This is a genomic window from Blautia sp. AF14-40, assembly GCF_003479665.1.
GTDB classification, from domain to species: Bacteria; Bacillota; Clostridia; order Lachnospirales; family Lachnospiraceae; genus Fusicatenibacter; species Fusicatenibacter saccharivorans.
Window position 1 is genome coordinate 134,979 of sequence record NZ_QUHK01000004.1, and the last position, 12,939, is coordinate 147,917.

The 12,939-nt window shown below is 47.4% G+C and carries 8 protein-coding genes; all 8 read left to right on the forward strand.

Annotation, left to right across the window (positions count from 1 at the left end):
• Positions 1–287 precede the first annotated feature (287 nt).
• The 8 genes from DWW13_RS04885 (at position 288) to DWW13_RS04925 (ending at position 12,744) form a co-directional block, all read left to right on the forward strand.
• A complete protein-coding gene (locus DWW13_RS04885; protein ID WP_117805276.1) occupies positions 288–1,862 on the forward strand; it encodes a carboxylesterase/lipase family protein in 1,575 nt (524 codons plus the stop codon).
• 148 nt (positions 1,863–2,010) lie between these two features.
• The gene (locus DWW13_RS04890) at positions 2,011–3,582 is read left to right on the forward strand and encodes an AAA family ATPase (RefSeq protein WP_117805275.1); all 1,572 of its coding nucleotides are present in this window, start codon (positions 2,011–2,013) and stop codon (positions 3,580–3,582) included.
• Between the two features lie 220 nt (positions 3,583–3,802).
• Positions 3,803–5,326, forward strand: coding sequence for a response regulator (locus DWW13_RS19725; protein ID WP_117805274.1), 1,524 nt, complete (start codon positions 3,803–3,805; stop codon positions 5,324–5,326).
• 1 nt (position 5,327) lies between these two features.
• Positions 5,328–7,058, forward strand: coding sequence for a sensor histidine kinase (locus DWW13_RS04900; RefSeq protein WP_158568333.1), 1,731 nt, complete (start codon positions 5,328–5,330; stop codon positions 7,056–7,058).
• The gene (locus DWW13_RS04905; RefSeq protein ID WP_118719457.1) at positions 7,055–8,800 is read left to right on the forward strand and encodes an extracellular solute-binding protein; all 1,746 of its coding nucleotides are present in this window, start codon (positions 7,055–7,057) and stop codon (positions 8,798–8,800) included. Before DWW13_RS04900 ends, DWW13_RS04905 begins: the two co-directional genes overlap by 4 nt.
• Positions 8,801–9,077: 277 nt before the next feature.
• Positions 9,078–10,391, forward strand: a complete 1,314-nt coding sequence (locus tag DWW13_RS04915; RefSeq protein ID WP_118719461.1) for an extracellular solute-binding protein — start codon at positions 9,078–9,080, stop codon at positions 10,389–10,391.
• Between the two features lie 101 nt (positions 10,392–10,492).
• A complete protein-coding gene (locus DWW13_RS04920; RefSeq protein ID WP_118719463.1) occupies positions 10,493–11,866 on the forward strand; it encodes a carbohydrate ABC transporter permease in 1,374 nt (457 codons plus the stop codon).
• Positions 11,866–12,744 carry a sugar ABC transporter permease gene (locus DWW13_RS04925; protein ID WP_243026017.1) on the forward strand — a complete coding sequence of 293 codons (879 nt, stop codon included), beginning with the start codon at positions 11,866–11,868 and terminating at the stop codon, positions 12,742–12,744. Before DWW13_RS04920 ends, DWW13_RS04925 begins: the two co-directional genes overlap by 1 nt.
• Positions 12,745–12,939: the final 195 nt, after the last annotated feature.

Sequence of the window (12,939 nt, forward strand, 5' to 3'; positions counted from 1 at the left end):
TTTTACGTTGATTTTACCTTCTTTTTTATTGTAGCACTTTGAAGTTGTGATGGAAATATCAGTTTTTGACGCGATTTTCGGACTTTATTGATATAAACAGCCGAAAATAAAAGTGAAAAGAATTGTTTCTGAAAAAATTGTCTGGTATAATAAGGAGCAGATGCGTAAATGCAAAAACAACAGATGCTTCAAAGACCGGTGCAAAAACGGAAAGATCAGGGGGATTTTGCGGTGGTTTTTTGGAAACTGCGCGTCACAGAACAGGATAGAAAGAAGGTAACTGAAATATGGGAGATTATTTTGTATGCAGTAAAACAGATCCGGTAGTAGAGACAAAAGCAGGAAAGGTACGCGGTTTCCGACTGAACACGACGTATGCCTTTCATGGAATCCATTACGCCGAGGCGGATCGTTTCCAGATGCCGCAGCCGGTGAAACCGTGGAAAGGAATCAAAAATGCACTGGCATACGGCTATGTATGCCCGCTTTTAAAGCAGGATGAGCCGAACATGGAGGTGCTGGTACCGCATCGCTACTGGCCGCAGGACGAGCATTGCCAGAACCTGAATGTCTGGACACAGAGTCTTGATCCGGGTGCGAAAAAGCCGGTCATGGTATGGCTCCACGGCGGCGGCTTCAGCGCCGGTTCTGCGATTGAGCATGTGGCATATGAGGGGGATCACTTAAGCGAGTTCGGTGATGTCGTTGTTGTTTCCGTGAACCATCGGCTGAATATCCTCGGTTATCTCGATCTTTCGCCGTTTGGCGAAAAATACAAAAATTCTGCGAATGCAGGAAACGCAGATATGGTAGCTGCATTGCAGTGGGTACATGACAATATCGCGGCATTCGGCGGAGACCCGGAGAATGTTACGATTTTCGGTCAGTCCGGCGGCGGTATGAAGGTGGCAACGCTGATGAATACGCCGGCAGCAGACGGCCTGTTCCAGAAGGGTATCATCGAGAGCGGTGTTTATGAGGCAAAGGTTTATCAGAAAGAGGACGGAGACGGCACCGCGATTGTGAAGGCTCTGTTAAAAGAACTGAATCTGGACGAGTCCGAGGTGGAGAAGCTTGAGACGATCCCGTATTATGAGCTGTCAAATGCGTACAATAAAGTTGAGGCAGAGGTTGCTGCGAAAGGCTGCTATATCGGACAGGGACCGATGGAGAATGGCTGGTTCCGCGGAAATCCGATCAAGTGCGGATTTACGGATCACGCTAAAACGATTCCTGTGCTGGCAGGAACCAACATCGGTGAGTTTGATTTTGGACCGGTTGTGCCGGGAAAACATGAGATGAACCGTGAGGAACAGATTGCGTTCCTGACGAGAAAATATGGTGATGCAACGCCGGAGCTGATTTCTCTTTTTGAAAAAGCATATCCGGACAAAACAATTGTGGATCTGTGGTCTGTGGATACGTTCTTCCGTCCGGACACGATCGAATTCATTCGTCAGAAATCGGAGTTTACAGAAGCGCCGACTTATTCCTATCAGTTTACCTATGAATTCCCGATCGATGGCGGAAAAGCCGCATGGCATTGTGCCGAGATTCCGTTCGTATTCCATAACATCGACCGCATCGCCGTATGCAATGTCCCGGGCGAAACAGACCGTCTGCAGGAGCGTATGGCCACCGCCTGGATCAACTTTGCCCGCTACGGAAGTCCGGAAACCCCATCCCTCCCGAACTGGCCGGCATGCACCCCAGGGGATGAAGCAACCATGATTTTCGACAGAACCTGTGAAATCCGCCGCAACTTCGATCACGAGCTGGTGAAAAAATTGGTGGAAACCGAGTATAACCCGATGACACCGGTTGTGGAAGACGAGGAAGAGGACGCGTTCTTTATTCATTAATTAATTGACTCATAGCAATCCCAGAAAAAACAGCCAGAATGTTTTGCCTCAGTTAAAAACATTCTGGCATTTTTCAACTTATGCTAAATTGAACTTAAGGCAAGAATATCGTATGATAGAGGTAGAAAGAGAAAGGCGCAGGTGGAATATGGGAGTTTATCTGAATCCGGGAAATGAAAAATTTGCAAAAGCGGTTCAGTCCGAAATTTATGTGGATAAAACAGGGCTGATCGAGTATACCAATCAGGTGATTAATACTGTGCAGAGATATGTCTGTGTCAGCCGTCCGCGGCGCTTTGGAAAATCTATGACGGCGGATATGCTGACGGCTTATTATGGGAAGGAATGCGATTCCAGAGAACTTTTTTCTGGATTGAAAATTTCTCAAAATGCTGTATTTGGACAGCACTTAAATCAATATCCTACGATTTTTTTGAATATGCAGGAATTTCTGAGCCGGAGCAAGGAAATTGGCCAGGTGATTGACCGTGTTCGAAGAATGCTGCTGCGGGAACTGAAAAACAGTTATCCGGACGTGGACTACTTTGACGATACGGATCTGGTAGAATCGCTGCAGGATATTTATGCGGCAACAAAACAGTCGTTTGTCATTATCATTGATGAATGGGACTGTGTTTTCCGGGAATATCAGCAGGATAAAAAAGCACAGGAAGAGTATCTTGATTTCCTGCGGGATTTTCTGAAAGATAAGGTTTACGTAGCACTTGCCTATCTGACGGGTATTCTGCCGATCAAAAAATATGGAACCCATTCTGCACTGAATATGTTTGATGAATTTACAATGCTTGATCCAGGGCCGCTCGCAGAATATGTAGGATTTACGGAGCAGGAAGTAGAAGAACTCTGCGGCCGGTATCAGATGGATCTGGCAGAAATTAAAAACTGGTATGACGGCTATTCGTTCCCGGGAGAAAGTTCGGTTTACAGCCCGCGTTCGGTTGTCAATGCCATGCGATTCCGGAAAATCGGCAATTACTGGAATCAGACAGAAACATTTGAAGCACTACAGTGGTATATTGATCTGAATTTTGACGGCCTGCGGGATGACGTACTGCAGATGATGGCAGGGAAAAAGATTCCGGTGAACACGGGCAGTTTTACGAATGATATGACAACTTTCCGGACAGAGGATGATGTGCTGACACTGCTGATTCATCTTGGATATCTTGGTTATGAGGAACAGAATAAATATGTTTTTATTCCGAATGCCGAGGTACAGTCAGAATATGCCAGTGCGGTAACCGTTTCCCAATGGGGAGATATTTCAAAGGCACTGAAAAATTCCGCAGATCTTCTGCAGGCTGTGTGGGAAAAACAGGAAACACAGGTAGCAGAGGGAATTCGGCTGGCACATTTTGAAACGTCACAGCTTCAGTACAATGATGAAAATGCGTTGAGCTATACGATTTCACTGGCGCTGTATGCAGCACGGAATTTTTACACGGTTTACCGTGAACTGCCTGGGGGAAAAGGGTTTGCGGATCTTGTTTTCGTACCAAGAAAAAGATACCAGGACAAACCGGCGCTGGTTGTAGAACTGAAATGGGACAAAACAGCAGAGGGTGCGCTTGCGCAGATTAAGGACAAAGAATATTGCAGAAGTCTGGAAGAATATCAGGGAAACTTGCTTCTGGTAGGAATTAATTATAATAAAAAGACAAAAGAACATGTTTGCAGAATTGAGGAATATCAGAAGTAAAAGGGAGAGGACGAAGGCCTGATTCGGGACAGGATGAGTGGTGTCCTGAAATCATGTAATAGAAAAACCAGAGTCGGATGAGAATGTTTTCACCGGCTCTGGTTTTGCGTTTCCGGTAACGGTTTTGAGCGGTAAATGCTATGCAATTCTGCCGCGGGAATGGTATAATAAAACCAGTATGCGCCGCTTTAGGCAGGCTGCTTAGAAAGAGGATCGATGCATGTACACATATCTGATTGTAGATGATGAAATGATAGAGCGAAAGGGCATTCGGATGCTGCTTTCGCGGATGAATATCCGGGAGAATATTCTGGAGGCCTCCAATGGAGAGGAAGCGCTGGAGGTGTTTGAAAAAGAGAAAATTGACGTACTGCTGACCGACATCAATATGCCGTTCATGGATGGAATTGAGCTTCTTTCCCGGATTCATGAGGCGTATCCGGGGACGGAAACGGTGATTTTCAGCGGGTATGATGAGTTTTCCTACGCAAAAAAGGCAATTTCCTACGGTGTTTCCGCCTATATTTTAAAACCGGTCAACCCGGAAGAATTTGAAAAGGTGGTTGGTGAAATCACGGAAAAGCTTGCAAAGAGTGAGCGTGAGGAAAAACGGAAGGACGAAAGTATGGAGTTTCTGCGGGAGCATCTGCTGTATCTGATGGTCAATGGTCAGAGCCGCAGCGCAATGCAGGAGAAAACACAGACGCTTCTCGATATGAGCTTTGTCCGGGATTTTTGCCGTATGGTACTGCTGGAGTGTGCCAACAACTATTTTGAACAGGTAAACAGCGAACAGATTGAAAAGATGCAGAGCGATTTGCAGATGCCGTTTCACTATCTGAACCTGAACCCACAGCAGTCCATCCTGTTTTTTAGCGAGGAGCCGGATGGCGGCTGGGAAGCGTTCGGACGGAAGCTGTACCATTATATTCGTGAAATGTGGGACCAGGAATGCTTTCTGGCCGTGTCGGGCGAGATCACGCCGGACGGTGAGCTTTACGATGCATTTGCACAGACGGAGCAGCTCATGGAGCGGCGCTTTTATCACACGGGAAACCATGTTTTTCTTCCTTTTCAGGAGGAGCAGTCCGAGGTGCTGGTGCAGATTGATGCTGAAATCCTGATCCGCCAGATCCAGCAGGACATTCGCATGAAGGATCTGGAGAGCCTGCGTGAACACTTTGACCAGTTCTGCGAAAAGTATGAGCACCAGACGATTTTTTCTCAGATTTACATCAAATTTATGTTTTCCAACTTATTGAAAGAGATTTACGACAATCTCGAGAGAAAAGATGAGCGGGAGCTGGACCGTGAGATCGACGCCCTGTATCACAGCAGCAACATGACCGGTGTGATTCAAGCGGTCCGTATGGGTATTGACCGGCTCGAAACGGTCTTCCGCGCAGACGGCGGTGTTGCGAAACGCAGAGAAGTCGAGCAGATTAAACAGTATATCTGTGAGAACTATTCTGACAGTGGCATGGGTGTTGACCAGCTTGCGCGCGAGGTTGGCATGACACCGAATTATCTGAGCAGCATTTTCAAGAAAAATACAGGAGAAAACCTGAGCCGCTACTTAAAAGGTTTCCGCATGGAGCGTGCGCGGGAGATGCTTGAAAATACGAATGAGAAAATCGGTATAATCTGCGAAAAATGCGGTTTTGTGAATGTGTCCTATTTCTGTCAGAGCTTCCGCGAATATTTTGGAATCAGCCCGCAGAAATACCGGGATCAGGGGGAGTAAGATGACATCATTTGCCGGCAGAATAAAAAAAGCATTTTCAGATATGAAGGTACACCGGAAACTTATCGTGGCTTACGTTCTCACAGGACTTTTCCCAATGTGCCTGATGTTCACACTGTTTTACACCCAGATGCGCCGTGTACTTGTCGAGCGTGAGATCAAAAATCTGCAGACCACCTTTGATCAGGCAGTGGACGATGTGAATACGGAGCTTGCGCTGCACCAGAGTATGTCGGACTATCTGGCATTCGACCAGACGATTGTTCAGATTATAAAGGCAGAAGACAAAAACAGCTTCGAAGCATACGAGCGCATGGTGAAAGAGTTTGATCCGATGATGGATTCCTTAAGTTATTTTTACCCGGAAATCCGACAATCTACGGTCTATGTGCGTGATTTCGTCATTCCGCACGGCACGTATCTGCGTCCGGCGCAGGAAATTGAAAATGATGAATGGACAGCACCGGCGGACAATGACGTTCACTGGTATGCCGATATGGATCAGGGAACGGTGACGATGGTGCGGTCTATGCCGCTGATTGATGACGGAAAAGGCGGTTTTTTATACATTTCCATGGACTACAGTAAGATTTTTGGCTCCATGGAGCTTGCAGTCAATGAGGATTACGGTGTTTTCGTCTACAATGAGGACAAAGAAGTGCTGTATGAAAATCAGAAGATGACCAGGAATGCGAAATACCAGATGGAATTTTCAGACTTTCAGAAGATACAAAAAAAAGAGAAGCAGAATACAGCGAACTACATTCTCCTGGAAAAGGAGATTGAGCAGAATGGATGGCATGCCGCGTGCTATCTGCCGAAAAAAGGCATCATCAGTCCGATGCAGCCGATTCTTCTGATAGTTCTTCTGATGTGGGCGGGCTGCGTCCTTTTCTCTGCGGTCGTGATTATGAGATTCTCCGGAAATATGGCGCACCGCCTTGAAAAGCTGAAAAAGACGATGGCCGAGGTAGAGGAAGGAAACCTGGAAGTGGAAATGGTTTCTACGGAAAGAGATGAAATCGGTGATCTGACGCGTGGCTTTAATCAGATGCTGTCGCGTATCCGTCAGCTGATTCAGGAAGTCTATGAGAGCCGCATCCGCCAGAAGCAGTATGAAATGACGGCGCTCCGTGCGCAGATTAACCCGCATTTTCTGTATAATTCGTTGTCGCTGATCAACTGGAAAGCATTGGAAATCGGTTCGGATGATATCAGCAAGGCTACGCTGGCGCTTTCGCGGTACTACCGGACTTCTCTGAACAAAGGCAAAAATACGATGTCCATCCGCGAGGAGATCGACAATGTGCGTTCGTATCTGCAGATTCAGGAAATGTTTCACGACTACAGTTTTACGGTCAAAATGGATGTGGCGGAGGATATTCTGGATTACCGTACATTGAACCTGATTCTGCAGCCGCTTGCCGAAAATGCGATTGCACATGGAATTGACCGGCGGCGCGGCAGTGAGCCAGGCGTGATCACAATCAGCGGACGGCGTGACGGAGACTGTGTGGTGCTTTCCGTGGCGGATAATGGCGTTGGCATGGAACAGGAAAAAGCACAGACCATTCTGACGGAGAAGAGCAGCGGCTACGGTGTGCGGAATGTCAATTCCAGGATTCAGCTCGAATACGGAGAAGCGTATGGTCTTTCGATTGAGAGTGAGCCGGGAAAGGGAACGAAAGTGACGGTACGGATTCCGGGTGTGGAAAGGGAGGTACAGGCATGATGCAAAAAAAAATTGCGGCAGGCCTCGCTGTATTGCTGGCAGCGGGAACGATTCTGGGTGGCTGCGGAGAAAGTGGCGCAGCAGGGAATGATTCTGTTTCCGATGCTGCCGGAAATGAGGCTGCGGCTCTTACGGAAGCGAAAACAACGCCGTACGGACGTTACCCGGAAACCATCACGTACACGCTGGCAAAAATGACGGGTGTGAATAATTCCAATCTCCCGGAGGGAGAAACCTATGAGGACAATGCCTATACACGCCTGATCCGCGAAATCATTAATGTACAGAACGAGGATGTTTATGAAAACTACGGTGATACCTATAACGTTGGCATTTCTACCATGATTGCAACAGGAAACATTGCCGATATCATGGTTGTGGATCAGAAAACGATGAATGCCATGCAGAAAAACGATCAGCTTGCCGATCTTACAGAGGTTTATGCAAATTGTGCCAGCGACCGTATCAAGGATATTTATGCAAGCTACGGTGAGGAGATTCTGCAGGGCTGTACCTTTGACGGAAAGCTGATGGCATTCCCGGAAACCAACATTTCGGACGGTCCGAATCTTCTCTGGGTGCGGAAGGACTGGATGGAAAAACTGGGACTTTCCGTACCGGAAACGATCGATGATGTGAAACATATTGCGTTGACGTTTGCAGAGGAGAATCCGGCAAACCAGGAGATGAGTAACATCGGCCTTGCAGTCAGCACAACTCTGTACGGCGGCACGGGCATTTCTTCGGAATACGGCATGAATCTTATTTTTGCCTCATTTGGTGCATATCCGGGAAGATGGCTGACGGATGCGGAAGGAATGCCGGTTTATGGTTCCGTTCAGCCCAATGTAAAAGACGCACTTGGCATGCTGGCCGACTGGTACCAGGAGGGCGTCCTTGACCGGGACTTTTTGATCCGCACACAGGATGACATTGCCGATCTCATTGCCCAGGGACGCTGCGGCATTTTCTTCGCACCGTGGTGGGCACCGAACAATCCGCTCTGGCGCTGTCATGAGACGGATCCGGAGGCCGACTGGCAGCCGTTTCTGATTCGGACCGGGAAGGATGGAAGTGTGCGGTACTGCAACGAAAAGCTGACCGGAAATTATGTGGTAGTGCGAAAAGGGTATGAATATCCGGAGATTGTGCCGAAGATTCTGTCGGTGATGTTTGATTATATGCGTTATTCCTACGATGATCCAAGGGGAGAATTTCAGCAATATTATACGGGAAATATCGATCCGACGGCACGCCCCTTAGCAATCAATCTCGACTATAATCAGGCACTGACGATCTGTTACGAAAATCTGCAGGCGGCACTGAACGGGGAAAAATCGGAGGATGAGCTGGAGATTCTGGAAAGATCGTTCGAAAAGGTATGCCGCGCCTATCTGGAGAACCCGAAAACAGCGAGTGCGGAGGAGTGGAGCGCGTATTTATCCCGTATCAAAGCCTGCTCGCTTTTGAGCGACGAAAAGATTCAAAGAGTGAATACGATTTATCCGACCCGGACGAAGACCACAGAAGCATATCGTTACACCTTAAAAGAACTGGAGTCGGAGACCTTTTTAAAAATTATCCGGGGCGAGTCTGAGCTTTCTTCTTTTGATGATTTTGTAAAAGAGTGGCAGGAGGAAGGCGGAGATGAAATCATTCAGGAGATGATTCAGGAAAGGAAAAGCCTGAGTTCACAGGAAGATCAGAAGGCGGAAGAAAAAACAGAAGAAAAAACAGAATAAAAAACAGAAGAGGAGGCAGGACACACCGGAAAAACGGTGCGCTGCCTCTTTTTCTGCTGCGGAAAAGAATTCTGCAGATTGCGGAAATGATTTTCCGGATACGCTCCGGTGTAGAAATGTAACGTAGAAATCCAACATAGATCATAGATTCTTGATATTTCAGAAAAATCCGCCAACTGCTATAATAAAATCAACAAGAACGAGAGATACCAAGCAGCAAATGCGATATGACAGCAGACGTTCCAGAAAGAAAAATCATATAAGGAGGATTTTCAATATGAAAAAGAAAGTAGTATCTATTATGATGACCGCAGCACTTGCAGTTGGCATGCTGGCAGGATGCGGAAACAGCGACAGCGGTTCTTCAAATGCCGCTTCCGGAAACGATTCCAAGAGCACATCCGAGGCAGGAAGCACAAGCGCATCTGCTTCCAACGCAGCAGAGGAAGAGGAAATTACCACAACCCTTACCGTATGGTCTCCATCAGAGGATCAGGCAAGCGACAGCGGTGAGTGGCTGCAGACCATGTGCAATCAGTTTGCAGAGGAGCATCCATCCTGGCACATCACCTTCGATTACGGCGTATGCGCAGAGAGCGATGCAAAAGATACCGTAACACAGGACGTGGAAGGTGCAGCAGATGTTTACATGTTTGCAAACGACAACCTGACATCCCTGATCGCTGCAAACGGAATTTCCAAACTCGGCGGACAGACAGCAGAGGATGTAAAAAAGAACAACTCTCAGGCAATTGTGGATTCTGTATCCGTTGACGGCGATATCTACGGTGTACCATTCACCACAAACACCTGGTTTATGTATTATGATAAATCCGCATTCACAGAGGATGAAGTGAAAAACCTGGATACCATGATCGCAAAAGACAAGATTTCCTTCCCGATTACAAACTCCTGGTACATTGCTTCCTTCTACGTAGCAAACGGCTGTACGCTGTTCGGTGAGGACGGAACAGACGAGGCAGCAGGCGTTGACTTCGAAGGCGATAAAGCAAAAGCAGTAACCGATTACCTGGTTGACCTGGTAAACAATCCGAACTTCGTATCTGATGCAGACGGATCCGGTCTTTCCGGTCTGCGTGACGGTTCTGTAAAAGCAATGTTCTCCGGTTCCTGGGATGCATCCGCAGTTAAAGAGGCACTCGGTGATAATTACGGTGTTGTACAGCTTCCGACCATCACCATCAACGGCGAGGAGAAACAGATGAAATCCTTCTCCGGCTCTAAAGCAATCGGTGTGAATCCGAACTGTGAATATCCGCAGGTTGCAGTTGCTCTTGCAAGATATCTCGGAAGCGCAGATGCTCAGAAAGCACACTATGAAATGAGAAACGTAGTTCCGTGTAACGAAGAGCTGCTTTCCCAGATCACAGACGATGCACTGGTAACTGCTCAGAACGATACCTTCAACAATACTTCTATCATCCAGCCGTTCGTTAAGAATATGAGCAACTACTGGACTCCGGCAGAGAATTTTGGTAAATCTCTGGTCAACGGTGAAGTTACCCATGATAACGCTGCAGAAATGACAGAGAAACTGAACACAAGCATGAATACTTCTGCAGTCGAGTAAGTAAAACCGGCTCTGAAGCGTTCGAAAATCAACAGGATTGAAACCGCAGGCATTGTCAGACACCAGGATTGACAATGCCTGTCTTTCGGAAAGGATAGATTATGGCATCATTGAAAAAACGCGCCAAAGAGTTTGAGACTCCCTATCCGGTGACAAAAGCCATCACAAAGGGCGATGCGGTCACGAAACTTTCCATGCTTGTCATGGGACTGGGAAATCTGGCTCACAAACAGATCGTAAAGGGTATTTTATTTCTGGCAGTAGAAATTGCGTATCTCCTGTTTATGATCGAGGGCGGTATCAACAATCTCTATCATCTCATCACCCTGGGCGGCCGTGCGCAGGAAGAGGTGTGGAACGAGGCCAAGGGTATTTATGAATATACCGGCGGCGATATGACAATTCTGTTCCTGCTCTACGGAGTAGCAACGATTTTTATTACGGTTCTCTTCTTTATGATCTGGCGTGTCAATATGAAGAGTGCTTATGAGGTAGAGTGTCGCGCAAAGGAAGGGAAACATATCAACACCATCAAAGAGGATCTGGAAGCACTCGTTGACAAAAGACTGCACTGGACCCTGCTGACACTTCCGATTCTCGGTATTGTGATTTTCACAATCCTTCCACTGGTCTTTATGATCTGTATGGCTTTCACCAGCTACAGTAAAGTCGGCGACCATCTGACGATTTTTCATTGGGTTGGACTGAAAAATTTCAGTACGGTTCTTGGCATGGGCAACTCGATCGGCAAGACATTCTGGTCTGTTCTTGGATGGACACTGATCTGGGCTGTGCTCGCTACCTTCCTGAACTATATTTTTGGTATGATTCTTGCGATTGTCATCAACCGTAAAACGACCCGCATCAAGGGATTCTGGAGATTCTGCTTTATGCTCTCCGCTGCAATTCCGCAGTTCGTTTCTCTTCTTCTGATGCGTACGATGTTAAAGGACAACGGCCTGATCAACAACCTCTTGGTTCAGGCCGGTCTGATCAGCAGTCCGCTTCCGTTCCTGACAAATGCGACCTGGGCGAGAGCAACGGTTGTTATCATCAACCTCTGGGTTGGTATTCCGTTTACCATGATGCAGGTTACCGGTATCTTACAGAACATTCCGGGTGAGCTTTACGAGGCAGCCCGTGTTGATGGCGCAGGTCCTGTGACAATTTTCTTTAAAATTACGCTGCCGTATATGCTGTTTGTCACGACTCCGTATCTGATTACAACGTTTACGGGTAATATCAACAACTTCAACGTTATCTATCTGCTGACTGCAGGAGCACCGGTTCCGGTCGGAGCAACCGCCGGAAAGACGGACCTTCTGGTTACCTGGCTGTACAAGCTGACGGTTGACTTACAGTACTTTAACGTTGGTGCGGTTGTCGGTATTCTTACCTTTGTCATTCTGGCGGTAGTTTCACTGATCACGTACCGGAATACTGGTTCTTACAAGAACGAGGAGGGATTCCAATAATGAATAACAAAGAGAAAAAAACACACTCCATGAAAGCGCGCGGAATGATTTCCGATGTGGTTGTACATGTGGTTCTGGCACTGCTTGCGATTGTATGGGTGATTCCGGTTCTGTGGATTGCACTCTTAAGCTTCAGCACACAGAAGGGATCTTATGTTACCAGCTTTTTCCCAAAGGGATATACGCTTCATAATTATGTGCGTCTGTTTACAGATACGCAGGTTTTGGACTTTCCGCAGATGTTTAAGAATACGTTTATCATTGCTGTGTTCAGTTGTCTGATCTCTACGGTATTCGTGCTTTCGGTTTCTTACTGTATGTCGAGAATGCGTTTTAAAATCCGTAAGACTTACATGAACATCGCGATGATCTTAGGTCTGTTCCCGGCATTTATGTCGATGGTTGCTGTCTACTATATCTTAAAGGCAGTTGGTCTTTCGGAGGGATCAATGATCCGCGTGGCATTGATTCTGGTGTACTCGGGCGGTTCCGGAGCGGGATTCCTGCTTGCAAAGGGATTTTTCGATACGGTTCCGAAGGCACTGGATGAGGCGGCTTATCTGGATGGAGCAACGAGATTCCAGGTATTTACGAAGGTGACAATTCCACTGAGTAAGCCGATTATTGTGTACACGACTTTGAGTGCATTTCTGGGACCGTGGCTGGACTTTATTTTCGCAAAGGTTATCTGCAGGGCGAATGCGAAGTATTATACGGTTGCACTGGGTCTGTGGAAGATGCTGGAGAAGGAGTATATCGACAGCTGGTATACTTGCTTTGCGGCGGGAGCGGTTTGCATTTCGGTGCCGATTGCGATTTTGTTTGTTGTAATGCAGAGATATTATACAGATGGGCTTTCAGGAGCCGTCAAAGGATGATTTGTGGAGCAGCCGATGAGGGGTCGGCTGCTCTATTTGTGTGTGGGGGGGAGGGACGGATCTGGCTCCGGCGCCGTGGCACCTGCCGCACAGACGGGCGCGGTGGCATCGGCGGGCGGATGATGACGTGTGGGAGGCGGTGGATTGAGGAACCGAGGCTATTCGACAGGAAATCTGATGATTTCCCGTCTCAGA

Excerpts from the sequence above, each read along its gene's own strand:
- DWW13_RS04905 (WP_118719457.1), top strand. The coding sequence starts at position 7,055 with ATGATGCAAAAAAAAATTGCGGCAGGCCTCGCTGTATTGCTGGCAGCG.
- DWW13_RS04925 (WP_243026017.1), top strand. The coding sequence starts at position 11,866 with ATGAATAACAAAGAGAAAAAAACACACTCCATGAAAGCGCGCGGAATG.
- DWW13_RS04885 (WP_117805276.1), top strand. The coding sequence starts at position 288 with ATGGGAGATTATTTTGTATGCAGTAAAACAGATCCGGTAGTAGAGACA.
- DWW13_RS04890 (WP_117805275.1), top strand. The coding sequence starts at position 2,011 with ATGGGAGTTTATCTGAATCCGGGAAATGAAAAATTTGCAAAAGCGGTT.
- DWW13_RS19725 (WP_117805274.1), top strand. The coding sequence starts at position 3,803 with ATGTACACATATCTGATTGTAGATGATGAAATGATAGAGCGAAAGGGC.
- DWW13_RS04915 (WP_118719461.1), top strand. The coding sequence starts at position 9,078 with ATGAAAAAGAAAGTAGTATCTATTATGATGACCGCAGCACTTGCAGTT.
- DWW13_RS04920 (WP_118719463.1), top strand. The coding sequence starts at position 10,493 with ATGGCATCATTGAAAAAACGCGCCAAAGAGTTTGAGACTCCCTATCCG.
- DWW13_RS04900 (WP_158568333.1), top strand. The coding sequence starts at position 5,328 with ATGACATCATTTGCCGGCAGAATAAAAAAAGCATTTTCAGATATGAAG.